The 23,151-nt window shown below is 69.0% G+C and carries 22 protein-coding genes and 2 pseudogenes; 9 read left to right on the top strand and 15 right to left on the bottom strand.

Annotated features, from left to right (window positions below):
- Positions 1-8 precede the first annotated feature (8 nt).
- On the top strand, positions 9-725 hold the full coding sequence (locus WMF31_RS06510) for an L-dopachrome tautomerase-related protein (RefSeq protein WP_436601091.1): 717 nt from the start codon (positions 9-11) through the stop codon (positions 723-725).
- On the opposite strand, the gene WMF31_RS06505 is transcribed toward WMF31_RS06510, so the two are convergent.
- Positions 683-1,279 (bottom strand): LysR substrate-binding domain-containing protein, encoded by a 597-nt coding sequence (locus WMF31_RS06505; RefSeq protein ID WP_436601090.1) that lies wholly within the window; start codon positions 1,277-1,279, stop codon positions 683-685. The two genes, WMF31_RS06510 and WMF31_RS06505, sit on opposite strands and share 43 nt — an antisense overlap.
- 226 nt (positions 1,280-1,505) lie before the next feature.
- Between WMF31_RS06505 and WMF31_RS06500 the strand changes: the two genes are divergently transcribed.
- Complete coding sequence (locus WMF31_RS06500; RefSeq protein WP_436601089.1) at positions 1,506-3,572, top strand: M3 family metallopeptidase; 2,067 nt, start codon at positions 1,506-1,508, stop codon at positions 3,570-3,572.
- 60 nt (positions 3,573-3,632) lie between these two features.
- Here WMF31_RS06500 and WMF31_RS06495 read toward each other — a convergent pair whose 3' ends face one another.
- Positions 3,633-5,492, bottom strand: a complete 1,860-nt coding sequence (locus tag WMF31_RS06495) for a hypothetical protein (RefSeq protein ID WP_436601088.1) — start codon at positions 5,490-5,492, stop codon at positions 3,633-3,635.
- A 468-nt stretch (positions 5,493-5,960) separates the two neighbouring features.
- On the opposite strand from WMF31_RS06495, the gene WMF31_RS06490 reads away from it, so the two are divergent.
- Positions 5,961-6,659: a protein adenylyltransferase SelO family protein gene (locus WMF31_RS06490; RefSeq protein ID WP_436606527.1), complete on the top strand. Its 699-nt coding sequence runs from the start codon at positions 5,961-5,963 to the stop codon at positions 6,657-6,659.
- A gap of 219 nt (positions 6,660-6,878) precedes the next feature.
- Here the strand turns inward: WMF31_RS06490 and WMF31_RS06485 are convergent, their stop codons facing one another.
- The gene (locus WMF31_RS06485; RefSeq protein WP_436601087.1) at positions 6,879-7,055 is read right to left on the bottom strand and encodes a hypothetical protein; all 177 of its coding nucleotides are present in this window, start codon (positions 7,053-7,055) and stop codon (positions 6,879-6,881) included.
- A gap of 164 nt (positions 7,056-7,219) precedes the next feature.
- Between WMF31_RS06485 and WMF31_RS06480 the strand changes: the two genes are divergently transcribed.
- The gene (locus tag WMF31_RS06480; RefSeq protein WP_436601086.1) at positions 7,220-7,549 is read left to right on the top strand and encodes a PilZ domain-containing protein; all 330 of its coding nucleotides are present in this window, start codon (positions 7,220-7,222) and stop codon (positions 7,547-7,549) included.
- Positions 7,550-7,853: 304 nt separating this feature from the next.
- Here the strand turns inward: WMF31_RS06480 and WMF31_RS06475 are convergent, their stop codons facing one another.
- Together WMF31_RS06475 and WMF31_RS06470 are read right to left on the bottom strand one after the other, a co-directional pair.
- Positions 7,854-8,291: a CBS domain-containing protein gene (locus tag WMF31_RS06475; protein WP_436601085.1), complete on the bottom strand. Its 438-nt coding sequence runs from the start codon at positions 8,289-8,291 to the stop codon at positions 7,854-7,856.
- 360 nt (positions 8,292-8,651) lie between these two features.
- A complete protein-coding gene (locus WMF31_RS06470; RefSeq protein ID WP_436601084.1) occupies positions 8,652-9,275 on the bottom strand; it encodes a 5-formyltetrahydrofolate cyclo-ligase in 624 nt (207 codons plus the stop codon).
- 364 nt (positions 9,276-9,639) lie between these two features.
- Here WMF31_RS06470 and mscL point away from each other — a divergent pair, with 364 nt between their 5' ends.
- The 5 genes from mscL to WMF31_RS06445 all read left to right on the top strand — a co-directional run bounded on the left by mscL (position 9,640) and on the right by WMF31_RS06445 (position 14,169).
- Complete coding sequence (mscL, locus tag WMF31_RS06465; protein WP_436601083.1) at positions 9,640-10,089, top strand: large conductance mechanosensitive channel protein MscL; 450 nt, start codon at positions 9,640-9,642, stop codon at positions 10,087-10,089.
- Complete coding sequence (locus WMF31_RS06460; protein WP_436601082.1) at positions 10,020-10,418, top strand: VOC family protein; 399 nt, start codon at positions 10,020-10,022, stop codon at positions 10,416-10,418. The genes mscL and WMF31_RS06460 overlap by 70 nt, the downstream gene beginning before the upstream one ends.
- 27 nt (positions 10,419-10,445) lie before the next feature.
- Positions 10,446-11,123 carry a hypothetical protein gene (locus tag WMF31_RS06455; RefSeq protein WP_436601081.1) on the top strand — a complete coding sequence of 226 codons (678 nt, stop codon included), beginning with the start codon at positions 10,446-10,448 and terminating at the stop codon, positions 11,121-11,123.
- 210 nt (positions 11,124-11,333) lie between these two features.
- Positions 11,334-12,293, top strand: a complete 960-nt coding sequence (locus WMF31_RS06450; RefSeq protein WP_436601080.1) for a hypothetical protein — start codon at positions 11,334-11,336, stop codon at positions 12,291-12,293.
- A gap of 133 nt (positions 12,294-12,426) precedes the next feature.
- Positions 12,427-14,169: a DUF4832 domain-containing protein gene (locus WMF31_RS06445; protein WP_436601079.1), complete on the top strand. Its 1,743-nt coding sequence runs from the start codon at positions 12,427-12,429 to the stop codon at positions 14,167-14,169.
- Here the strand turns inward: WMF31_RS06445 and WMF31_RS06440 are convergent.
- From WMF31_RS06440 to WMF31_RS06395, 10 genes and pseudogenes are all read right to left on the bottom strand, one after another.
- Positions 14,150-15,397 (bottom strand): SufS family cysteine desulfurase, encoded by a 1,248-nt coding sequence (locus tag WMF31_RS06440; protein ID WP_436601078.1) that lies wholly within the window; start codon positions 15,395-15,397, stop codon positions 14,150-14,152. The genes WMF31_RS06445 and WMF31_RS06440 overlap by 20 nt on opposite strands.
- A 345-nt stretch (positions 15,398-15,742) precedes the next feature.
- Positions 15,743-16,063 carry an RHS repeat domain-containing protein gene (locus tag WMF31_RS06435; RefSeq protein WP_436601077.1) on the bottom strand — a complete coding sequence of 107 codons (321 nt, stop codon included), beginning with the start codon at positions 16,061-16,063 and terminating at the stop codon, positions 15,743-15,745.
- Between the two features lie 102 nt (positions 16,064-16,165).
- On the bottom strand, positions 16,166-16,720 hold the full coding sequence (locus WMF31_RS06430) for a hypothetical protein (RefSeq protein WP_436601076.1): 555 nt from the start codon (positions 16,718-16,720) through the stop codon (positions 16,166-16,168).
- A 150-nt stretch (positions 16,721-16,870) separates the two neighbouring features.
- Complete coding sequence (locus WMF31_RS06425; protein WP_129348459.1) at positions 16,871-17,140, bottom strand: hypothetical protein; 270 nt, start codon at positions 17,138-17,140, stop codon at positions 16,871-16,873.
- A complete protein-coding gene (locus tag WMF31_RS06420) occupies positions 17,137-17,973 on the bottom strand; it encodes an ExeA family protein (RefSeq protein WP_129348457.1) in 837 nt (278 codons plus the stop codon). Before WMF31_RS06420 ends, WMF31_RS06425 begins: the two co-directional genes overlap by 4 nt.
- Before the next feature lie 86 nt (positions 17,974-18,059).
- A pseudogene (locus tag WMF31_RS06415) lies at positions 18,060-19,469 on the bottom strand (IS481 family transposase); the annotation flags it as partial.
- A gap of 100 nt (positions 19,470-19,569) precedes the next feature.
- Positions 19,570-20,259: a hypothetical protein gene (locus tag WMF31_RS06410; protein ID WP_129348455.1), complete on the bottom strand. Its 690-nt coding sequence runs from the start codon at positions 20,257-20,259 to the stop codon at positions 19,570-19,572.
- 216 nt (positions 20,260-20,475) lie between these two features.
- A complete protein-coding gene (locus WMF31_RS06405) occupies positions 20,476-21,669 on the bottom strand; it encodes an IS4 family transposase (RefSeq protein WP_436606526.1) in 1,194 nt (397 codons plus the stop codon).
- A 67-nt stretch (positions 21,670-21,736) separates the two neighbouring features.
- Positions 21,737-21,979: pseudogene (locus tag WMF31_RS06400) on the bottom strand (DUF6444 domain-containing protein); the annotation flags it as partial.
- 568 nt (positions 21,980-22,547) lie between these two features.
- A complete protein-coding gene (locus WMF31_RS06395) occupies positions 22,548-22,907 on the bottom strand; it encodes a hypothetical protein (RefSeq protein WP_436601075.1) in 360 nt (119 codons plus the stop codon).
- Between the last annotated feature and the right edge of the window lie 244 nt (positions 22,908-23,151).

Raw genomic sequence — 23,151 nt, 5'->3', positions numbered from 1 at the left:
AGCGCGTCGTGCCCATCTCACCGGAAGCCACCCTCACCGAGTCGCAGCACAACGACTTCGTGGTGGACCTGAAGCACGACGTGATCGTGATCGCCGATGAGGCCATCGGCGAAGGCTCGGGCGGCGTCGGCGACAAGGCGGCGCTCGTGGTGGTGGACCTCTCCACCGGCGAGAGCCGGCGCCTCTTGCAAGGCCATCACAGCGTGATGCCCCTGAAAGAGCCCATCCGCTGGGCCGTGGGTCAACCCACGAGCGGCGCCGTCGACCTGTACGTGGGCGTGGACGGCATCGCCCTCGACACGAACAACGAGTGGCTCTGCTTCGCCCCGCTCAATGCTTACAAGATGTACCGGATCCGGATGAGCGACCTTCTGGACACGTCGCTCACCGCCGCGCAGCTCGGGGCGAAGGTGGAGACCTACGCGGACAAGCCCTTCAACGGCGGCCTGACCATCGACCAGGATGACAACCTGTACCTCACCGAGGTCGGCGAGCGCGCCGTGGGCGTCATCCCGTCCGACACCCGCAAATACGAGCGCCTGGTCAGCGACCCGGACATGGTCTGGCCGGACGGCGTCACCTACAACAGCGACGGCGCCATGTACACCGGCGCGGCGCAGCGATCCCTCACCAGCGCGCTCCAGGCCGACGGCGCGGCCAGGAACGAGCCGCCCTACCTGGTCTATCGCTTCAAGCCCCTGGCGCCGGGCACACCGCGCTTCTGAGGCGAGAGGTCGCGGAGCTTCGCCGCGAGGAAGTCGACCAGGGCGCGCACCCGCGCCGGCACGAAACGATGGCTCGGCAGGATGGCGTTGAGCGGATAGTGCTCACCCTGCCAGCCGGGCAGCAGGCGCACCAGGCGGCCCTCGCGCAGATCGTGCACCAGATCCAGCTCGGCTTTGTAGAGCAGGCCGGCTCCGGCGAGGGCCCACGGGTGGGCGATGGCCGCGTCGTCGGCGTCGCGGTCGCCGTCGACGCGCACCTCGGTCCAGGCGCCGTCCTTCTCGAAACGCCAGGCCACGTGCCGCCTGTGGTTGACGTGGAAGGTCAGGCAGTTGTGCTGGGCCAGGTCCTCGGGCGAGCGCGGCGGCTCGTGCCTCGCGAGGTACGCGGGGATGGTCACGTGGACAGTTTCGCCCGCGGAGCGCTCCAGGTCGATCGCGGGGCGACGCCGAGGACGGCCCAGCAGGTGGAGGTCTGCGGCTCGGCGCCCGGCGGCCTGCGCGCGCCTCCGCCCGTCCAGCGCCCGTCTCCAGCGCGCCACGCCGACCGGGAGCATCCAGCACCGCCCGCGCAGGAGGGCAACGAACTTCAGAATTGCTCCTGTTTCCGGCGACTGCGCGTCATCGATCGGCCCTTCCGGCGGGTCGCCGTCGCGCGGGGCTGGCCAACCCGCGCGGACGCCTTTACCAAGGGAAGGCTGCGCGCGCCGGCGCCGACCGACCGTGGCCGGCGTCGCGCCCCGTCCGCCGGCCCTCCCCCGGGCCCCACAACCAGGAACGATCATGACCGACGCGACCGACAATCCCCTGCTCTCTCTCGGCTTCGAGATCCCGTTCGATCGCATCCGGAGCGAGCACGTCGAGCCCGCCGTCCGCGCGCTGCTCGACGACGCCCGCGCCCGCCTCGACGCGCTCGTCGCGGCGCCCGGCCCCCGCACGTACGCGAACACGCTGGGCGCGCTCGAGGACGTCACCGAGCGGCTCGGTCGGGCCATGGACGTCGTCTCGCACCTCGAGTCGACGTCCACCACGCCCGAGCTGCGCGCCGCGTACAACGCCGTCCAGCCGGCGGTCAGCGAGCTCCTGAGCGGCATCCCCCTCAACGAGGGCGTCTACGGCGCGCTCAAGGCGTTCGCGGCCACGCCCGAGGCGGCGGCGCTGACCGGCGCGCGGCGCCGCTTCTTCAAGAAGACCCTGGACGACTTCCGGAGGAGCGGCGCCGAGCTCGACCCGGCCGGCAAGAAGCGCCTGTCCGAGATCGACGTCGAGCTCGCGACCCTGACCCTGCGCTTCTCCCAGAACGTGCTCGACGCGACGAACGCCTTCGAGCTCGTGATCGAGGACCCTGCCCGCCTCGCCGGCCTGCCGCCGAGCGCGATCGAGACCGCCCGCCAGAGCGCGGCGGACAAGGGCGTCAAGGGATACCGCTTCACCCTGCAGGCGCCGAGCTACATCCCGGTGCTCACCTACCTCGACGACGCCGCCATCCGCGAGCGCTTCTACCGCGCCTACAGCACGCGGGCGACCGAGGGCCAGCACGACAACCGGCCGATCATCCGCCGGATCCTCGAGCTCCGCCGGGAGAAGGCCGGGCTGCTCGGCTACGCGCACTTCGCCGACCTGGTGCTCGAGGACCGCATGGCGAAGACGGGCGCGGCGGCGCGCCGCTTCGTCGAGACGCTCAGGGAGCGCACCGCGCCGTTCTTCGCCCGCGAGAACGAGGAGCTCGCCGCCTTCCGCCGCGAGATCGAGGGCCCGGGCGCTCCGCCGCTGTCGCCGTGGGACATCTCCTACTACGCCGAGAAGCTGCGCCGCGCGCGCTACGACTTCGACGACGAGGCGCTCCGCCCTTATTTCCCGCTGGATCGCGTCGTCTCGGGCCTCTTCGAGATCGCCCACCGCCTCTACGGCGTGCGCATCACGCCCTGGGACGACGCCCCGACGTGGCACCCGAGCGTGCGCGCCTACCGGGTCATCGAGGCCGACGGCGCCCAGGGCGCCGCGTTTTACCTCGACTTCATGCCGCGCGAGCAGAAGCGCGACGGCGCCTGGATGCACGGGCTCGTCACGGGCACGCCCGGCGGCGAGCCCGGCGCGACCACGGACGACCCGCGCCACCTCGCGGTCCTGGCGGGCAGCTTCACCCCGCCGGTCGGCGGCCGCCCCGCGCTGCTCAACCACCGCGAGGTCGAGACGCTGTTCCACGAGTTCGGGCACATGATGCACCACGCCTCGAGCCGGGTGCCAATCCGGAGCCTCGCCGGCACCAACGTGGCCTGGGACTTCGTGGAGCTGCCGTCGCAGATCATGGAGAACTGGTGCTGGGAGCGGGAGGCGCTGGATCTCTTCGCGCGCCACCACGAGACGGGCGCGCCCATTCCGGACGACCTGCTCCAGCGGATGCGCGCGGCCCGCACGTTCCGCGCGGGCGCCGCGATGATGCGGCAGCTCGGCTTCGCCGAGGTCGACCTGGCGCTCCACATGGACTGGACACCCGAGGCCGGCGACGTCGTGGAGCTGGCGCGCGACATCCTCTCGCGCTACTCGCCCGTCCCGCTGCCCGAGGGCTACGCCATGATCGCGGGCTTCTCCCACCTCTTCTCGAACCCGGTGGGCTATGCCGCGGGCTATTACTCGTACAAGTGGGCCGAGGTGCTGGAGGCCGACGCCTTCTCCCGGTTCGAGGAAGAGGGCCTGTTCAGCCGGGCGGTGGGCGACGCGTTCCGGAGCCAGATCCTCGCGCTCGGCGACACCCAGGATCCGATGGATCTCTACAAGAGCTTCCGCGGCCGCGAGCCGAGCCTGGACGCGCTGATGCGGCGCAGCGGGCTGGCCGCTCCGTCGCCGTGACAGCGCCCCGGGGGCGCGGGAGGCCTTGACGGGCCGCCCGCGCCACGCGGGAGGTCTTGATTACCTGATCGAGAAGTTGCAGGCCGACAGGGTGGCGTCCGGGATGGTCTGGGTGATCGCCCAGTTGCTCAGCCGCGTGACCGAGCTCTGCTCGGTCCTGAACGCGTAGTTGCTCGCGAGCCGCACCTCGGAGCCGCCCTTCGGCCGGATGTACGCCGAGTACCGCTTCGCCGCCACATCGACCACCATCCGGACCGTGTACGTCTTTCCGCCGGTGTACGGGAACCTCGTCGCCGCCGTGTACCTCGACCCATTCCGGACACGAACGTTGCCTTCCTCGTCGAAGATGACGATCGCGGCGAGCTCGATCCACTGGTCCGCCGCGGCGCTCGACAGGCCGACCACGCCGTCGATGTACGACGCGCTCGGCGTGACGTCCCAGCTCGCCGTGAACGTCCCGCGCTGGGACGACGGGAGCGGCGTGTTCACCCACTCGCCCGGCTCCGCGAGCGGACACTCCGGCGGAGGCGGCGGAGGCGGCGGAGGCGGAGGCGTGCCCGCAGCGCCGACCTCGAACGCGCCGAGATCGATCGCGCCCTCGATCGGCCGCCGCACCGCGGTGCCGTAGGGGATGAGCGCCGCGCGCGGCGGGTGGTAGAGCGGCATCGCGAGCGGCGACGGGAACGTGCGCCCCGAGATGCCCGACGTCGCGCTGACGCCCGCGTTCCGGAGCGGGCTCGTCGAGAGCAGCGTCACGTCGAGCTTCGCGACGTTGGTGAAGCCGGGATCGCTCACGATCTTCGTCCCCGTGAAGCCGGAAGGCACGGTCGTGCCCGTCGGGACCGCGTTGTTGACCCCCTTGATGAGCGGCTTGCCCGCCGCCCATCTCGCGTCGTCGCGGAAGACCTGGACGCTCCCGCCGCCGACGCGGTGAAAGATGTTGTTGTGCAGCTCGATGCTCTCGATGCCGTCGAACAGGTGGATCGCCGCGCTCGACCCCGCCTTGAGCAGGAAGGTGTTGTTCACGAACCGATAACGCCCGTTCGTGTCGCCCGTACCGTCGCCGCCGACGCGCACCACGTACTGCGTGTGCGTCTTGCGGAAGACGTTGCCCACCACGTCCGAGTCCTCCCGCGCGAGATCCGGATCCTGCCCGTCAGGGCCGATGAGCTCGAGATCCTTGTAAAGGCCGCCCTCGATCCAGTTGTAATAGATCTCGTTCCTCTCCGCGCGGCTCTTCACTGCGTTACCGCCGTTCGCGTCGTGGACGTAGCAATGCTGCATCCGGAAGACGGCGCCCGGATACGCCGTCTCGTCGGTGGCCATGTAGATGGGATGCCTCGTCGTCCCGCTGCCGCACCCGTAGACCTCCACGTACTCCAGGGTGAGCGAGCCTGAGTCCGAGTCGGCGCCCAGGATACCGTGTGCGGGACAATCGCGGACCACGCTGTCACGAATGGTGATATCGTGGCCGTGATGGAAAATGCAGCGGGACGTGCCGCCGGTCACCTCGAGCCCCTCGAGCACGATATGGTTCGCGTTGATCTCGATGGTGTTCGTGCCGCCCTTGAGGAGCGGGCGCTTCCCGGAGACCTTCACGCCGCGGATCGTGATCTTCGACGACGGCGTGCCCCCCTTCCTGAGCCGGACGTTGCCCGGGTAGGTCACGTTGCCGTCGACCTCCACCACGTCGCCCGGCGCGAGGCGGCCGGCCACGTCGGCGAGCGTCTTGTAGGTCCTCGTCGGGCCGACGCGATAGACCGTACCGGCCGCCTGCTCCTCCGCGTCGAGGTCCTCCGCGATCACGTCCTCGTCGGGCGGCGCGCAGCCGAGACCGACGATCGACATCGCCATCAGCGAGGCGACGAACTTCCCGGCGGCGAGCGATCGCGACCCAAGGCCCTGTGAAATCGAATGCATGGCTTCCTCTCCCCCGGCGTCGCCACCCCCTCACGGTGAACAGGACCGTCGCGGCCGAATGGCACCAGGGGGCAATCGCGCCTCCCGCTGGATGCCCTCACGCCGCGAGCCGTCGGTGCAGGCCGTTCAGCACCAAGGGGGCGGATACCGGCGCTCTCGTCGAACAACTTATTCCTGGAAGACCCGGATGGGTCAAGACGAAATCTTTTCGAAGACCAAACAAGCGATGATTTGGTCGTACACCTGGACTGCTTTTCACATCAACATTGCAAAAATTCAATGCAATGTTGCAATGCGCAGTTCGCCTGCTTCCGCGGGGGATGTGTAGGGAAATGGTCGCCCACGCGCCGGCGCGTAGGCCATCACGAGACGAATGTTGGATAGCGGCCAACACCGCCGGGTTCTCCGTGCCCATTGACGACCTTTGCCCACCCGATCCTCGTGGTCTCGAGCGCGGCGACTCCTTCTATGATGCCGTGGCGCCGGCCTCCTTCCCTCGGCGAATCCTCCATCATGGGAATCGGCGGTGGGCGGAGCGGGTGGGCGTCGGCGGGCTCACCGCGCCCGAATGGGAGCGGCATCTCGCGCGGCTCGGCGCCGACGCGTCGAGATGTTCTGCGTGTTCGAGACGGGAGAGGCGCTCTTCCTCGGGAGGAGCGCTCGCCAAGGAAGAGCGCTCGCCAAGCGCTCGTCGATGCTCTGTCCGGGGGAGCCACTCTCGCCTTCAACTCGGTCCCTTCCAGCGCCGGCGCGCCGTGGGGACCAGGGGGCGCAGCCGAGCGCCCTGATCGAGCGCTGCGCCCAGCGGCTCGAGCCCTGCGCCCGGCATTGCCTGCCCGAGATCGCGGAAGCCCTCGAGCGCCCCGGCGAGCCTTCGCCCGCCGCTTTCCTGCGCGCAGCGACGGTCCGCGCCGCCGCGCGCTGCGCGGGCTACGTGAGGGCGGGTTCGTCCATGGCGTGCTGAACACGGACCGCAAGAACATCACCGGCGAGCGCCTCGATCACGGCCCTCACCGGCTCCTGGCCATCCATGATCCCGGCTTCACGGCCGGCGCATCTCGACGGGATGGGACTCCATGCCTTCGGCGGCCGCGCGCCTTCCTCTGGAATCTCGGCAAGCTCGCCGGGGTGCGCTCGGCGCGCCGGGAGCATTGGAATTCCGCATGAATCGGCCCATGAGGGAGAGAACCGCGAGGGCGCGAGGGCGCAGGGGACACAGGGAGAGGGGAACGTGGTCTCTCTCCCTCGCGCCCGATCCTCCTCGCGAGATCGGCGCCGGCGGCCGCCGGGCAGCCGGTTCGGGCCATGCAGCCCGACGGCCCCGGGAAGCCGTTCGGGCCATGCAGTCCGACGGCCCCGGACGGCCCCTGGCAGCCGGACGGCGGCTCAGCGCCTGCCCTTGAAGCCCATCATCTGCTGCACCACCGCCTCGCTTTCCTCGGCGATGGCCCCCTCCTGCGCCGCGCGCTCGGCGCAGTCCTCGCACATCTTCTTCTTCTTGCTTCCGACCTTGACCGTCCTGAGCTCGTCGACCTCGCTGTCGCACTCGCGGCACGTGGGCATCGCCAGACCTTCCTTTCGGGGCCCCAGCATATCGCACACGGCCGCCCCCGCGCGCCACGGGGCGGCCCGGGTCCGGAGCGCCGGGCCCGCCCGCCCGATGTTTGGCCCGAGCGCGCCGCGCGTCCTACGCTTCCGCCCAGCGAGCAACCACCAGGGAGGAAAGCATGGATCGAAGGCACGGCGCGCGCGCTCAGGTCGACTTCCCCGTCTCGGCGCTCGTCGACGGCCACAGGCACCGGTGCCGCGCGATCGATCTCTCGCCGACGGGCATGGTCGTCGAGCGCGCGCCGGCGCTCGCGGGCCGCGTCTTGCCCGCCATCACCCCGTTCGAGCTCGATCTCGGGGTCGGGCGTCCGATCCGCCTGCGCGCCCGTCCGGTCTGGGACCGCGACAACCTGCTGGCCGTCCGCTTCGTGGTCATGAGCGACGCCGACCGGCTCACCATCGCCGAGCACCTCGACCAGAAAGCCCGTAGCCGCGAGCCGCTCCACTGACCCCCACGTCCCGTCGGGGCGAGACGATCGCCCTGCCCCGCGTGCGTCAGCCGCCGCGCATCAGGTCAGCCGCCGTGCCGGACGCAATGCGCGCCTGCAAGCCCGCCGTCGCAGGGTTGCAACATCCGGGGCATGCGCCCTGGACATCTATGCGGATTTTCATCGCATTTTGTTCTTCTCGCGGTGGCATGCGGTCTGCTATGTCGTCGATCAGCGTTGCTGGTGCGGCCTCTCCCCCCCAAGGCCCCGGCGACGCTTTTTTTATCGCGCCGCCGGGAGTGTCAGGGGCGGCCGGCCTGGGGGCTCAGCTGTAGGCCCCCTGCACGTACTCGGTCAGCATCTTGATCTCGGCCTCTTGCTCGCGGCTCGCCCAGTGCACGAGATCGCCGATCGAGAGCATCCCGACCACCCGCCCGTCGTGGGCCACGGGCAGGTGACGGCAGCGCCGCTCGGTCATGACCGCCATGGCCTGGCGCGCCGGCGTGCTCGGCTCGACGCAGACGACCTCGCGGGTCATCACCTCCGCGACCAGGGTCGTCGCCGGCTCGCGCCGGGCCAGGATCACCCGCGTCAGCACGTCGCGCTCGCTGATGATGCCGCTCGGGGACGCGTCGATGCTCACGAGCAACGCGCCGACGCGCCGCGCGCACATCGACTGAACGGCCTCGAAGACCGTCGCCTCCGGCGAGATGGTGTAAACGTCTCGACCCTTCCTGTTGAGGATCTCGTCGACGCTGCCCATGGTTGCCTCCTCCCCCGACCGGGAGCATGACGAAAAATCGCGCGATGTCGCGGGGGCGCGCGCAATTTTTTCGGCCTCGTTTCCCTGAGCGCCCAATTTCCGCCCATACGGTCACCCTCGCCTCAACCTCGGTCGGCTCGCCTCAACCTCGGTCGGCTCGCCTCAACCTCGGTCGGCTCGCCTCAACCTCGGTCGGCTCGCCTCAACCTCGGTCGGCTCGCCTCAACCTCGGTCGGCTCGCCTCAACCTCGGTCGGCTCGCCTCAACCTCGGTCGGCTCGCCTCAACCTCGGTCGGCTCGCCTGCTCGCCTCAACCTCGGTCGGCTCGCCTCAACCTCGGTCGGCTCGCCCGAACAGAGCCTAGGCGGGATCGGCCGCGAGCACGCGGGCATCGGTCACGATGGTATCGAGCGGGACGTCGTCGTCGGTGGCGGGCACCTCGGCGATGAGCTGGAAGTCGAACGCGACGCCGACGGCGTGCGCCGGGGGGCAGAACCGCGGCAGGGTGCGGTCGTAGAAGCCGGCGCCATAGCCGATGCGGTGCCCGCGCGGGTCGATCTGGAGCGCGGGCACGACGATGACGTCGAGCGATGTGGCCTCCTCGTCGGCCGGGCCGGGCTCGCGGAAACCGAGGCCGCGCTCCTGCATGGCGCCCGGGTCGGCGACGAAGCGGAAGGTCATGACGCGCGACTCGGGGTCGATGGCGGGGTAGGCCACCTGGACGCCGCGGCCGCGCAGCACGGGGTCGAGCTCGCGGAGGTCGACCTCGTTGCGGTCATCCATCGGGTAGAAGAGCGCGACCCGCCGGGCGGCGGCGACGGCCGGGAGCTCCGCGATGGCGCGCTGGATGCGGCGCGAGCGCTCTAGGATCGCGTCGCGGGGAAACGAGTTGCGGAGCGCCCGTGCGCGCTTGCGCAGCTCGACCTTGGCGCGGTGGCGCAGGGCAGCCTCGATCTCGGGGGCCATGGATCGGTCTTCGTCCATCCGGAGCGCATCCTAGAGATCCGACCGGGACGGGGGAACTGCCGCGTGAGAAATCGGGTGGATGGTGGCCCCCAACCTGGGACGGCCCCCCCAACCTGGGACGGCCCCCAACCGGGGACGGCTCCCCCAACCTGGGACGGCCGCCCCCCAACCTGGGACGGCCGCCCCCCAACCTGGGACGGCCCCCAACCTGGGACGGCCCCAGGGAACACGGACCGGCTTAGCAGCACAGCTCGTGCGCTCGGCGGGATAACGCGAACGACACGAAAATCTGGCGCCGCCCGGATCGCCACGAGACGATGGCGGCGCCCGGGGCGCCTGCCGCAGGACCAGCGGAGGTCTCCTCGGAGCCTGGAGGAGAGGAATGTTCTGGGAGGATTTCAAGAAGTTCGCGGTCCGCGGCAATGTCGTCGACATGGCGGTCGGCGTCGTGATCGGCGCCGCGTTCGGCAACATCGTCAAGACGATCGTCGACCACCTGATCATGCCGCCGATAGGCCTCCTCACCGGCGGCATCGACTTCAGCAGGCACTACCTCGTCCTGAAGTCGCCGAGCGGCCCCGGCCCCTACGCGACCCCGGACGATCTGGTGAAGGGCGGCGCGGTCCTCCTCCGGTACGGCCTCGTCATCAACAGCCTGGTGAGCTTCGTCATCGTCGCCTTCTGCGTGTTCCTGCTGATCCGGGCCATGGGAAAGCTCCAGCGGAAGGAGGAGGCGGCCGCGACGACGAAGGAGTGCCCCGAGTGCGCGATGAGCATCCCGATCAAGGCGGTGCGCTGCGGACACTGCACGGCGGCGCTGAGGGCCACGTAGGGCGGCGTGGGGCGCCGGTCGTCGAACCGGGGGCGGCCCTCGCCAACGGCGCCCCGCAAGTCAAGTTCACCGAGGCCATCTCGCTCATCGTCACCTGCGAGGCGCAGGAGGAGATCGACGAGCTCTGGACCAAGCGCACGGCCGACGGCGGCTCCGAGGGCCAGCGCGGGTGGCTCAAGGACCGGTTCGGCGTGTCCTGGCAGATCGTCCCGTCGGCGCTGCCGCGGCTCCTCGGGCCCCCGGAGCCGGCCAGGGCGGCGCGGGTCATGCAGGAGATGATGCAGATGAAGAAGCTCGACATCGCGCGGCTCGAGGACGCCGCCCGGTAGACGCCCTCGGCCGGCGACCGTCACCCCATGACCAGGACGCTCACCTTCCTGCACACCTCGCCCGCGCACATCGCCACCTTCGATCGGCTCCTTTCCGAGGTGGCCCCGGCCATTCCGGCGAGGCATGTGGTCGAGGAGAGCCTCCTGCGCGACGCCCGGGCCCTGGGCCTCACCCCCGACGTGACCCGCCGCATCGCCCGGACGATCCTGGACGCCGTGGCGGGCGGGGCCGCGGTGGTCCTCTGCACGTGCTCGACGATCGGCGGGTGCGCCGAGCGCGTCGGCCAGGCGGCCGGCCATCCCGTCCTCCGCGTCGATCGCGCGATGGCGGAGCGCGCTGTCGCTACGGGCGGGCGCCTCCTCGTCGCCGCGACGCTGGCGAGCACGCTCGCGCCGACCCGCGAGCTCCTCCTCGAGGTGGCCGCGCGGGCCGGCAGGGCGCTCGCGATCGACGAGGCGCTCGTGGAGGACGCGTGGGCGCGCTTCGAGCGCGGCGATCGAGCGGGTTACCTCCGCGCAATCGCCGCGCGGCTGCGCCAGGGGGCGCCGGCCGCCGATGCGATCGTCCTGGCGCAGGCCTCCATGGCCGACGCCGTCGCCCTGTGTCCCGACCTGCTTGTCCCCGTCTACAGCAGTCCGCGCCCGGGGATCGAGGCGGCCATCCGGGCGTACCGTTCGGCGGTCCAGAGCATCAGCTCATGCTGAAACCCCGCAGGGACCAGCCTGCGAGAAAAGAACGGTAGCCACGAGCCGGGCCGGGACGAGCGCTGGAACAGCAACACCCCGAGCGGAGAAGGGGCTGCCGGGAGCTGGAACCTTTCCACTCCCACAGCCATGTGCCCGTGCAACATGCGGGCAACCTGGACGCTGGCATGAGCGCCATGCAAGATCGCGAGCATGCGTGGAAGAGGTGCATTGGCCGCCGTTCTGCTTTGCGCCCTTGCCGCCTGTTCGGAGTCGCCGCCCGGCGACAGCGCAGGCGACGGCGGCGCGGAGCCCGTCGGCGGAGGCACGGAGCCCGTCGGCAGCGGCGGCGCGGAGCCCGTCGGCGGCGGCGGCGCGGGTGGCACCGGGGCGACCAGCTCGAGCGCGGCGGAAGGCACGACCTCCAGCACCGCGACGGGCACCGGGGATGGCGGAGGCGGCGGAGGCCCCGAGGGCGCGTGCGCGAGCGTCTCGGAGGTGCCGTCCGAGCTGCGGCTCGACCCTTTCTACGAGAAGTACGTCGACGCCGCGGGAATTCCCGTCATCAGCTCCGAGAAGGCGCCGGACGCGGCGCTGCAGCGCGCGTGCTCGGTCGTCGTCCGCATGCTCGGCCATCGCGACGACGTGCGTCAGGCGATGATCGCGAACCACACGCGCCTCGCCGTGATGGCGGAGACGGAGGTGACGACCGACATCCCGGAGCACAGCGATCTCTATGAGGCGTTCCCCGGGACGGACTGGGACACGCGGGCCCGCGGCCTCGGCGCGACCCCCGCCCGCCCGGCGAGCTCCTGCGCCGAGGAGAACGTCCTGTGTTATCCGAGCGATCGGTACAGGGGCGAGGACATCCTCGTGCACGAGTTCTCGCACGCCATCGCGATCATGGGCATCGCCTTCGTCGAGCCGACGTTCAATCAGGAGCTCGCCGACGCGTTCAGGAGCGCGCTCCAGGCGGGGAAATGGGCGGACACCTACGCCGCGACGAACAAGGACGAATACTGGGCCGAGGGCGTCCAGGCCTGGTTCGACACCAACCTCGAGTCGATCCCGCCGAACGGGATCCACAACGAGATCAACACCCGTGCCGAGCTGCGCGACTACGATCGTCCGCTCCACGATCTCATCGCCAGGTACTTCCCCGACGACGCGTGGCGGCCGACCTGCCCCTGAGGGGCGGGTACTTAGGAGCGCGCCCCGTGGTCCGTTCATGGCGCACTGGGCGTGTGCGGGCGCGCTGGTACCGCGACGCTCGAGCTCGCCCCTGGATGCCTGGCGGGCTGTGCCCGCGTGGTAGAGAGGGCGCATGCGACGCCCTGCTCCGGCCCCTGTCCAGGCGCATCCCAGGCGTGACCGCCGCGCCGTGCTCGCCGCGCTCGCCGGCGCCCTCGCCCTCCAGGCCGCGGCCCCTGGCTGCGCGCCCGCGCCGGCGCCGGCCTCCGCCTCCGCGCGCGGCCAGGCCTCCGCGCCCGCGCCCGCGCCCGCGCCGGCCTCCGCCTCCGCGCACGGTCAGGCCTCCGCGCCCGCGCCCGCGCCGGCTGCCGGCTCTGCGCTCGCCGCCGGCTCCGCGCCCGCGGCGGTCACCACGCTGGTCCGACCGAAATGGACGATCGGCAAGCCGCCGCCGCCCGACAAGCCCACGGTCACGGTGCGCCCGCGCGTCCTTCATGACGTCCTCGTCAATCCGGGCATGGGAATCCAGACGTTCCAGCGCTTCAACGGCCAGGCGCTGAACCCCGGTCTCACCGGCCCGAACTGGTCCGAGGCCGGCCCGACCACGCGGCTCCCCGACCTCGCGGTGAAGCCCGATTTCCCCGACAGCGCGGTGGCCTACCTGCGCTGGCACTGGGCGACGCTGGAGCCGGAGCGCGGCAAGATCCGCTGGGAGATCCTCGACCTCGCGCTGGAGGAGGCGCGCCGCCACGGCCAGACCCTGGCCATCCGCCTCATGCCGTACGACCGCGACGTCCCGCTGCCCGGGTGGTACCGGGCGTCGGGCGCGCGGCGCGCGAACGCGCCAGCGGACGAGACGACCGGCTCGATCTGGGAACCCGACTACACCGACCCGCTCTACCTGAAGCACTGGGGCGCCCTCGTGGCCGCGGTCGGCGAGCGCTATGACGGCCACCCCGAGCTGGAGAGCGTGGACATCGCCTCCATCGGCTACTGGGGCGAGGGCTGGAGCGATCACGCGCCGCCCGTGGCGATCGAGCGGAGGCTCATCGACGTCTATTTCGATGCCTTCAAGGAGACCCCGCTGCTCGTCAACGATCAACCCAATGTCATCGATCACGCGGTGGGCAGGGGGGCCGGCTTTCGCCTCGATTGCTGGGGCGACATGCGCTCTTCCGAGCCGAACGTCAACTGGTCTCACATGCTGGACTCCTATCCGGAGCTGGTGGCGCGCCCCGCGGTGCGCGAGGCCTGGCGCCGCCGGCCGGTGTCGCTGGAGACGTGCGGCGTGGTGGGCGACTGGCTCGCCGCGGGCTGGGACGTCGATTACATCCTCGAGCAGGCGCTGGCCTGGCACGCCTCGACGATCAACCTGAAGTCGTCGGCGATCCCGCCGGAATGGAAGGGGAAGTTCGACGATTTCGCCCGCCGGCTGGGCTACCGGCTGGTCCTGCGCCGGCTGGAGCACCCGAAGAAGGTGAAGGCCGGCGGGCCGATGCGGCTCAAGCTCTGGTGGCAGAACGCCGGTGTGGCCCCGGTCTACCGCCCCTATGCGATGACGCTGGAGCTCCGCGCCGGGGGAGCGGCGGGCACGGTCGAGCTGCCGCTCGACGTGCGGACGCTGCTGCCAGGGGACGCCACGTGGGAGGGCGAGGTGCGCTCGCCCGCGGGCCTCGCGCCGGGCACCTACGCGCTGCGCCTCGCGCTCGTCGATCCGCGCACCAGGGCGCCGGCGATCCGGCTCGCCATCGAGGGCCGTGAGTCGGATGGATGGTACCGGCTGGGCACGATCGAGGTGGAGGCAGCCGAGCGCAGCGCGCGCCGAGCTCCCATCCGTTCGTTCGAGCGGAGGCTTCCTACAGCCGGCGGAGGCTGATCGCGAGCGCCTCGATGTCCTCCCTCGTGTTGTAAAGTCCTATCGACGCGCGCGTCGTGCCGGGGATCCCCAGGCGGTCCATCAGAGGTTGCGTGCAATGGTGCCCCACCCGCACCGCGACGCCGCTCCTGCCGAGGGCGGCGCCGATCGCCTGCGGGCTCATTCCATCCATGACGAACGCCAGGATGCTCGCCTTCTCCCGCGCCGTGCCGATCAACCGGAGCCCCGGGATCTCGCGGAGCAGCTCGGTGCCGTAGGCGAGCAACGCCGACTCGTGGGCGTGGATGTCCGCGAGGCCGAGCGAGGACACGTAATCGATCGCGGCGCCGAGGCCGACGGCGCCGACGATGTTCGGCGTCCCCGCCTCGAACTTCTGCGGAGGAGGCGCCAGCTCGGTCCTCTCGAACGTCACCGAGAGGATCATGAGGCCGCCGCCCTGGTACGGCGGCATGGCCTCGAGGTGCCGGAGCTTGGCAAAGACGACGCCGATCCCGGTCGGCCCGTAGACCTTGTGGCCCGTGAAGACGTAGAAATCGGCGTCGAGATCGCGCACGTCGACCGGCATGTGCTGGACCGCCTGGCTGCCATCGATGAGCACGGGGATCCCGCGCCCGTGCGCGCGGGAGACGATCTCCTTGACCGGGTTCACGGTGCCGAGCGAGTTCGAGACGTGGACGACCGAGACGAGCTTGACGCGGTCCGTGAGCATTCGCTCGAAGGCCTCCATGTCGAGCTCGCCCTCGTCGGTGATCGGCGCCACGCGGAGCGAGATACCCTTGTCCTGCCGCAGGAGCTGCCACGGCACGATGTTGGCGTGGTGCTCCATCTGGGTGAGGAGGACCTCGTCGCCCTCCTCGAGGAACTGTCGCCCGTAGCTGCTGGCGACCAGGTTGATCCCCTCGGTCGCATTGCGGACGAAGACGATCTCCCGCGGGTCGGCGGCGTGGATGAAGCGGGCCACCTTCTCCCGCGCGGCGTCGTAGAGCGCCGTCGAGCGCTGGCTCAGGGCGTACACCCCGCGATGGATATTGGCGTAGTCCTCGCGCATGAAGCGCGTCATCTCGTCAAGGACGGCCTGCGGCTTCTGCGCGCTCGCGGCGGAATCGAGGTACACGAGCGGGCGCCCGTTCATCGGCCGCTGGAGGATCGGGAAATCTCGCCGCACGCGCTCGACCTGGAGGGTCGGCGTATCGGCCCTTGCCGGGACAATCTCGTCGATCGCTCTCATTGTCTTCTCTCCAATCGCCGGTGAAGCTGGCGAGATCGCGAGGGCCACACCGGCGGCACGAGGGCGCCCGGCCCACGAGGACGATCTAGCGCCAGCATGTGCGCGGGTCGATGCGGGCCAGGCCCCCCAGCCACCCGGGCGAGCTCGGAGGAGCACCGCGCCGTCTCGCAGAGACCCTCTCCGGAGGCCGGGCAGCTCTGCTGCGGGAAGTGGTCCCCGTGCACCACTCGAGGACGAGACCGAGCCCCCGGCGATGCTGGGCCTGTCTGACGCGCCGCGTCCCGAGGGGCTCGTGCGAATGACGCTCTCAGAAAGCATGGACATGCTCATGCTGCGCCCCCACGTTCATAGGGAACGCCGCGCCGTGCGCCCCATGTCCGGGCTCGTCAGCGCCACCATCCGCCCCACCGTGTCGTACTCCGCCGTCGTCACGTTCCCGCGCGCATCCGTCACCCGGACCAGCTCATCCAGCGGATTGTACCCGTACCGCGTCACCAGCGTCGTCCACGTGTCCGACCCGCGCAACCGATTGCGCTCCTCCACCGCCACGATCGCGTTGTCCACGTCCTGGTACGCCTTGCGCACCTTCCCGTTCGGGTCGATCTCCGTCGCCACGAACCACGTCGCCCCATCGAGCTCCTCGAGGTCGTACACCGTCGTGGTCACCGCCTCGGCGGCCTCATCGCAGAGCTCGCAGCCGTTGTGACGAGTGCCCCCAAATCAACCCTGTCGGATTCACGATTCACTATCATGGACACGTCGGATTTACTAACATCTCTGCACTTCACTCCACAACGCTTCGTCAACGAGACGCAGCGCCTCCTCTCGCCCAGGCTCCTGCTCGACGAGCCTTGCGATCCGCACCACCAGAGGAAGAATCCGCGCACCAGCATGTGCATCGAATCCCGGAACAACTCCGCTCGCGTTGCAGACAACCTTGGCCGAAACCTCAAGAAGATCCACCAATGCGCGCTCAACAGGAGAACCAGCAAACTTAGCGTTCAAACTAACCCGCCTGAGATCATAAAACAAAGACTCTGCAGTGCCCCACAAATATTTGTCTTCACAGATCATCACCATTTTCTCCCCGAACCCCATCACATCACATCGAGCCGCAGCGATTACGGCCTTCAACATTCCCCCGACCCAAGCCGGGCGCCTGTCGTTTGCAACGGAGCGAAACAACTCAACACCGAGCGCAAGAGCCGCAGATTCACTCGCCAAATTCCTCCAGTCCGGACGCCTTCGTAGAATCATACTACTTCCCCTGAAGCTTAAACGTGACATATGGACGACCTGAATCCAGTGGAATCCGATAAACATCGATACCAGACTGATTACCTCCGGCTGTTATCTCTCCGCCGGAGGCGCCACGTGGCACCGAGCTCTTCGCATGAGCATAACCACGAGAATTGAGGGGCTCTTGCGCACGGAGCTTGAGGGACGCGGAGCGTCAAGCGGGTAGCTTGCGCGTCAGAAGGGGATGCCGTCATCGTCGGGTTGTTCGAGGACGCGGTGGACGGCCGAGCGGTAGGAGCGGATGGCGCCGCGGAGCGAGCGGATCTGGACGAGCAGATGGCGTGCCGCGCACAGCGTAGGCGGCTCCGTCGGCTCGGCGAGCGTGTCGAGGGTCGGGTGCTCGAGCCGGAGCGCGGTGGAGACGGCATCGAGCGCAGCGGAGAGCAGCCGCAGCTCCAGGAGCTCGCGCGCGGCGTAGAGCCTGCGGCGGACCGAGGGGCTCATCGCTTCTTCGTCGATGCTTTCGGCCGCTGGGGCGGAGAGAAGACCTCGAGGTAGAGCTTCTCGTCGAGCCGTGGCAGGCCGCGGTCGGCGCCGGCGGCGAGCAGCTCGTCGCAGAGGTTCATCAGGATGCGGTAGTTGCCGGCGGCGTGATCGACGAGGGTGGCCTTCAGCTCCGGGGTCATCAAGGCGAGGTTGCCGGCGGCCTCGAGGAGATGGTCGAGACAGGCGGTGAGATCGTCGCGGGAGGCGTAATCGAGGTGGAGGCGGCGGCGGATGCGGCTGCCGAGGGGCAAGAGCTCGGGGGTACGCAGCCGCTCGGGCAGGCGGCCGTCGCCGGCGAAGATGACGCAGAGCAGCTGGCGAGCGTCGAAGTCCTTGCTGGCGAGGATGCGCAGCTCGCAGAGCACCTGAGTGAGCGCCTCCTGCGCCTCATCGAGGATGAGCACGGGGCGGCTGCGCGTCGTGCTGATGTGCTCGCTCCAGCGCGTCCGCAGCGCCTTGAAGCCGCCCCAGCGGTTATGGGCGCTCAGGGGCACGCCGAAGAGCTCGCCGAGCTCACGATAGAAGTCGGGCACGCGGCTCTGCGGGTGCTCGATGGTCCCGACCGTCACGTCAGGCAAGGTGCCGAGGTGCTCACGCACGAGCCTGAGCGCGACGCTCTTGCCGGTGCCGGGGTCGCCGGTGACGAGCGCGAAGCCGCCGTCGGTGACGCCGCTCTCGACGCGCCGCAGGAAAGTGTGGACCTGTGGCGTGACGTGGAGCGCCTCGACGGGGAGGTCGGGTCGGAAGGGGTTGAAGATGAGACTGTAGAGGGACAGGATCTTCGAGGTCATGAGAGGGCCTCCTCCGTCGATTCAAGACAAGGATCTTGGTTCGCTGGGTCGAGCGCGGCGCCATCCTCGGGAGCGCCGTCCTGCCCGCCGTCGTCGAGCGCCAGGTACGCAGGCGGCAACCCGGTGGCGGCGTACTCGGCCATCAGCGCCTTGAGGTGCGGCGCGATCCCGGAGCGCCGCGGCGCCGGCGCGGGCTCGGAGAGCGCGCGGCGCGCGCGATCGGCGTTCTTGACCTTGTCGAGCGGCCGGAGCGTGGTGAGGTGAGCGCCGGTGCGCGGGTCGACCAGATCGACATGGCTGAGGTCCCAGCGCGCCACGCGAAGGCGGAGCCGGTTCAGGGTGCGATAGGCAGAGGGGACCTCGTAGCGCACGCCGCACGCCGTCACGGTCCCATCGCTTTTGCGCTGGGTACGCGTGATCTCCATGCGAAAGGCGCGGCGCAGCTCCTCGGAGCCAGGGCTGGGCCGGCCGACGTCGGGACCGCGAAGGTAGCGTTCCAGCGGCGTCTCCTTGAGCTCGCTATGGACAGCGCGGTGGTACTCCTGCTCGATCCATGCCTGGGTGGCCTGGTTGAGCAGGCTGAGGGTCAACCCCTCGACGCCCTCGAGCATGGCGAGCAGGCGCTTTTCGATCGGGCCCCAGAAGGACTCTTGTTTGCCGTTCTGGGCGGGCGTGCGGGGCATCGTGTTGAAGTTGACGATGCCGAGGCGCAAGAGCCCCTCCGTGGTCTCGGCGGCGACCATCTGCGAGCCGTTGTCGTCGAGCAGGGCGCGCGGCAGTCCTCGCTTCTGGATCCCCTGCGAGAGCGCATGCACCAGGGCTTGCGTGTTCTCCTTGTAGTACCACTGCCCGTGGCAGCAGACCCGCGAGGCATCGTCGAGTACGCCGAGCATGACCGGCTTCACCCACGCGCCGGACGGGTGGAGCACCTTGAGCGAGCCCTTGTGGAAGTCGAGGTGCCACAGCCCGTTGACATGCTCGACCTCGAAGGACCTGACCTCGCGGGGCACGTAGCCCTCGCCCCGGGCGATACGGGTCTGCCGTTTCTTCTTCGTCAGGCCCTGGTCCTTCATGAAGCGGCAGATCGTCGCGTAACCGGGGAGCTTCCCGAGCGATGGATCCTGCTTCGCGCTCGCACAGAGGTTGTCATAGTGGAGCTGGTAACTCCAGGTCTCGTGCTCGGCGTGCTGCTTGCCGAGCGCGGCGGCGAGAGCCGGCGTGACGCTCGGATGGGTCCCGGCGTGCTTGGGCACCTTGCGTGCGAGCGCCCGAAACGGGTCGAGCTCGCTGCGCGCGGCGTAGTACCACCGCTCGATCGTCTTGGCGGAGAAACAGACCGTCTCGCCGGTCGTCGGGTGATGCCAGGGGCGGCCGGAGAGCTCGGCGATGGTCTCGCCGAGCCGCCCCCGCACCGCCGGCGAGGCGAGCAGCGGTCCGATGATCGAAAGGCGCAGACGTGCCCATCGCACGCGCGCTGGCGTGTCTTCGTGGCTCATGGGTCCTCTCCGCGGGCAGGGTCATCTGTCCGTGCGCCGCGAGGGAAACCCTACGCCAACCTGCGAATCCCTTCATTTTACATCTTCTGCGTGCCCCTCATCAGGCCCCAGCGCTCCTCAGAAATCGTGCGCCGTCAGCGACAGACCCCGTGCTCAGCGGCGCCAGCAGCTTGAGCAGCGCCGTGACCTGCTCGACGGCGCTGCCGGTCAGCCGCTCGAGCAGCGAGCAGGGCAGTCTCGCCGCGTCCACGGGCGAGGCGAGCAGCCCGCGCAACGCCACGAACAGGCCCGTGACCGGCAACTCCGTCTGCCACCACCTCGACCACCGCCCGAGCGTCCGCGCCGGGACCTGCGTCGCCGGGGTCCGTCTCGGCGAGGCCTGCGCCGGCGCGACCTCTGCCGGCGGCACGTCTGCCGGCGGGACCTGCGCCGGCGGACACGCCGTCGTGCGCCGCAAAAGCGCGCTCGCGCTCGCGACGATGACGACCGCGCCGAGGTAGACGCGCCGGCCCAGAAAGACGACCGACGGCGGCGTGCGCCGCCGCCGGCACCCCTCCCGGCGGCAGCAGTAGCTGATCCTTCGCACCGGCGGCTCCGCGGTCGCCGCGATGAAGCGATCGCCGCGGGGCTTGCGGTCATAGTCGCTACGATCCAGCGGGCCGCCGCACCGCGGGCACCCCGCCCGCGCCACCTGCCGCGCGATCTCCTGGTCGATCTCCTGGAGGCATGAGAAAAATTTGTCCCCGAGGACAAAGGCGAGCCAGCATGCATCCTCTCCGGTCTTCCACACCCGGAGCGGGCCCTCTCGGACGACTTATGGCAAGTTTTCTGAGGGGGCTTCGTCTTTTGTTCCTCGGCAAACCTGATCGGAATCGAGCGAACGCCCCTCCATCTTGAAGGCGCTGCTCAGCAGAGTGCCTCTGAGCAGCATTACCCGACATAACATAGTCCCAGTCTGAATCGGGCCTCGCGTCACCTCGTGCTCGGCTGCCGCTGAGGCATCCCCTCATTTGACCTCGAAGAAATGGCTGAAGGACGCATGCTCGCGGACGATGCGGTCAAAGGCATCCACCAGGCGGCGAAGCCACTCCTCCCGCATCGTGGGGATGCAGTGATACCAGTACAGCCCCTGGCGATAGAGCGAGTGCGTTCGCTTCTTGACCGTGTTGACCTTCAGAGTTCGATCGAGCCCGGAGGCCTCGCTGGCGGCGCCGAGCAGCGTCAAGAGCGTGTGCGCCATGGCGACCAGCAGCAGGAGCCGATCGCGCCGGGCCGCATCGCGGATGTTCGTCGCCGACAGCCCCATGCCGAAGTGCAGGTCCTTGGTGTCGCGGAAGGTCTCCTCGATCGTGAGCCGCCGGCCATAGAGCTTGACTACCTCCGCCGCCTTCGTGGTCGCGAGCGACGTCGCCAGGCACCATGCCTCCTTCATGCGCGCCGCCTTCACGAGCACCACGGCGCCCACGGCGGCACGCTTGTCCGTCACTCGCGCGCCGACCAACAACTTCGGCCGGCCGTTCGACGGCACCCAGTCCTCGGCGGGACGCACCGCGCCCTCGGCCGATTCGACGAGGATGCAGCCTCGGAACCGGATGACGAAGTCCCAGCCGAACGCTTCCAAGAGCGCGTAGAGCTCCTGGTAGCCGAACGCCCGGTCGGCCAGGAGCGTGATGTTCACGTTCTCGGGCAGCCAGGTGTGCAGTCGCTCGACCATCTCCAGTTCATGTCCGGTGCGCTGATCCTTCAGCGCCGACTTCTTCACCGTCTTCCAAGCCAGCGGCATCGCCCGACCGTGGGTCGTCACCATGTAGGCGCAGAGCGTCGTGTGGTCATCCTTGTCGAAGTCGGTCCAGTCGAGGGCGATGAGAATCGACGCGTTCTCTCCCACGACGAACCGGACCCAGCGCGCCAGCACGATGTCGAGCGACAGGGCGTCGTTACCCAACATGCGGTCGACCTGCTTGACGCCGCTCTTGGCGGCGATCTTCGCCACGTTCGCGTAGGCCTGCCCGATGGCGTGGATCGACAGGACGGCGGCGTTCAGAACCCCGGCGACGCCGTTGGCCAGCGACAACACGCGCAGGGCATGCAGATCGGGGCCGAAGACGCGGTCCACGAACTCGCGGGTGTGCTCCAGGCCGAGCTTCTCTCGGTCGGGCTTCTGGGTCGAAAGCGAATCGGCAACGGTCACGGGCAGCATCATGCCGCATCAACCACCCGCCGGGCGATGGATTCCCGGCTCCGCGAAGAACAAGGGGATCCCTCAGCACCTGCTCGGGCGGCACGAGTGTGCGACGATGTTTCTCATGCGCCGGCTGTCCACCACGCCGCCGTCCTGTGCGCTTCGGGCGAGACGGCGGCGGCGCGCCGGGAGGATCGGTCGAGGGCGGCCGGGACGAGTTACCGGAGGACTGGGCGAGCTGTGCTTCAAGCTCGGCCACCCGCCGCATCAACCTCGCGACAAGGGCCTCCAGCTCCTCGATCCGGTCGTCTCGCCAATCGCGCTCCACAGGACCCGAACCCTACGCAGCTGGCCTCCTCATGCAAGCGACCGGACATTCTCCGGAAGGTGGCTGCGGGACAAGCGGTCCGGGCAGTGAACGCTTACATTGCCGCAAGTTGCCTTTCGCGCAGGCTGGATGATGGCTCGCTCGCACGCACAATGTCCATCACCATCCCGTGCCCGGAACTCCCGCCGGAGGCTCCGTCCGCCCATCGCCCGTACGAGACTGCCGCCGGAGCGCGCAGGGCGGGTCAAGAGCGGCGCAGCCGCCGAGCCTCCGGCGAGGGTACCCTTGACGCGCCCGAGCACTCCGGCCCCCTCAGGTGCGCGACGGGCCGACCATCACGGCCGTGACCAGCGCCGCTCACTTGCCCGATGGCCATCAATCAACCTGAGGGGATCGGCATCAACCAACTTGATTCTCAACAGGCGTCCGCGAAGCGGGTCGGAGCGAAGCGAAGAACCTTGATGGCCCCGAGCACGGCGCCAGGCCGGGCAGCTCGTGGGCCGGACCACCAGCCACGCCGTGCACCTACGAAATGTTTAGGAGTGCCTGTATTTTCATGCAAACGTAATCAGAAATAGAAAAAGACCCCTGTATCGCGCTCGATGGCCTCCAAAACAAAGAATTTCAACACCCGCAGAAGTCCCGCCGCCTCCCCACCAGTTACGTCATGAAATTCATTCAACCTATCCATCACATTCTCAAGAAGCCGACGTTCCACAATCGCGTCGTCCTCGTAGTCGTCCACATTACACTGACCGCTCTCATTGATAGCATCGAGCAAACCTTGCTCACGCAGAACACCAAACTCCGCATCACTCAAACAATACTCGAGAAGATCACACGAATCCGCCGAATCGGTATCAAGTGCACCTTGAGAACCCTTGTCCTTCGGAACAACGACCACTCTACGCTTCTTAACCATCGCCATCAGTCCGTGTTCTTGAAGTGAGTCACCGCGTTGTACTCAGCCTGAGTTCGACCCACCTGCCTACCCCCCCACAATCTTATTATTCGGCACGCCACCATCTAGATCCAGATACGTCCGTCTACCTGGCAAACTAGGATCATGAATCCTGAAGTAATCACCCTCGAGGTCATGAACAACTTCGATTCCATTTTTCGAATTCTTATAAATCATTTTACCGCCACTCCGAACTCCACTACTACCCGGG

Source organism: Sorangium sp. So ce1036, assembly GCF_051369805.1.
In the GTDB taxonomy this organism is placed as follows: Bacteria; Myxococcota_A; Polyangia; order Polyangiales; family Polyangiaceae; genus Sorangium; species Sorangium cellulosum_F.
This window is presented reverse-complemented; position numbering and strand designations above follow the sequence as displayed.

Excerpts from the sequence above, each read along its gene's own strand:
- WMF31_RS06455 (WP_436601081.1), top strand. The coding sequence starts at position 10,446 with ATGACCAGGACGCTCACCTTCCTGCACACCTCGCCCGCGCACATCGCC.
- WMF31_RS06440 (WP_436601078.1), bottom strand. The coding sequence starts at position 15,397 with ATGAGAGCGATCGACGAGATTGTCCCGGCAAGGGCCGATACGCCGACC.
- WMF31_RS06490 (WP_436606527.1), top strand. The coding sequence starts at position 5,961 with ATGATGCCGTGGCGCCGGCCTCCTTCCCTCGGCGAATCCTCCATCATG.
- mscL (WP_436601083.1), top strand. The coding sequence starts at position 9,640 with ATGTTCTGGGAGGATTTCAAGAAGTTCGCGGTCCGCGGCAATGTCGTC.
- WMF31_RS06475 (WP_436601085.1), bottom strand. The coding sequence starts at position 8,291 with ATGGGCAGCGTCGACGAGATCCTCAACAGGAAGGGTCGAGACGTTTAC.
- WMF31_RS06430 (WP_436601076.1), bottom strand. The coding sequence starts at position 16,720 with ATGTTTATCGGATTCCACTGGATTCAGGTCGTCCATATGTCACGTTTA.
- WMF31_RS06445 (WP_436601079.1), top strand. The coding sequence starts at position 12,427 with ATGCGACGCCCTGCTCCGGCCCCTGTCCAGGCGCATCCCAGGCGTGAC.
- WMF31_RS06395 (WP_436601075.1), bottom strand. The coding sequence starts at position 22,907 with ATGGCGATGGTTAAGAAGCGTAGAGTGGTCGTTGTTCCGAAGGACAAG.
- WMF31_RS06495 (WP_436601088.1), bottom strand. The coding sequence starts at position 5,492 with ATGCATTCGATTTCACAGGGCCTTGGGTCGCGATCGCTCGCCGCCGGG.
- WMF31_RS06425 (WP_129348459.1), bottom strand. The coding sequence starts at position 17,140 with ATGAGCCCCTCGGTCCGCCGCAGGCTCTACGCCGCGCGCGAGCTCCTG.
- WMF31_RS06420 (WP_129348457.1), bottom strand. The coding sequence starts at position 17,973 with ATGACCTCGAAGATCCTGTCCCTCTACAGTCTCATCTTCAACCCCTTC.
- WMF31_RS06500 (WP_436601089.1), top strand. The coding sequence starts at position 1,506 with ATGACCGACGCGACCGACAATCCCCTGCTCTCTCTCGGCTTCGAGATC.
- WMF31_RS06470 (WP_436601084.1), bottom strand. The coding sequence starts at position 9,275 with ATGGACGAAGACCGATCCATGGCCCCCGAGATCGAGGCTGCCCTGCGC.
- WMF31_RS06405 (WP_436606526.1), bottom strand. The coding sequence starts at position 21,669 with ATGCTGCCCGTGACCGTTGCCGATTCGCTTTCGACCCAGAAGCCCGAC.
- WMF31_RS06485 (WP_436601087.1), bottom strand. The coding sequence starts at position 7,055 with ATGCCCACGTGCCGCGAGTGCGACAGCGAGGTCGACGAGCTCAGGACG.
- WMF31_RS06480 (WP_436601086.1), top strand. The coding sequence starts at position 7,220 with ATGGATCGAAGGCACGGCGCGCGCGCTCAGGTCGACTTCCCCGTCTCG.
- WMF31_RS06505 (WP_436601090.1), bottom strand. The coding sequence starts at position 1,279 with ATGCTCCCGGTCGGCGTGGCGCGCTGGAGACGGGCGCTGGACGGGCGG.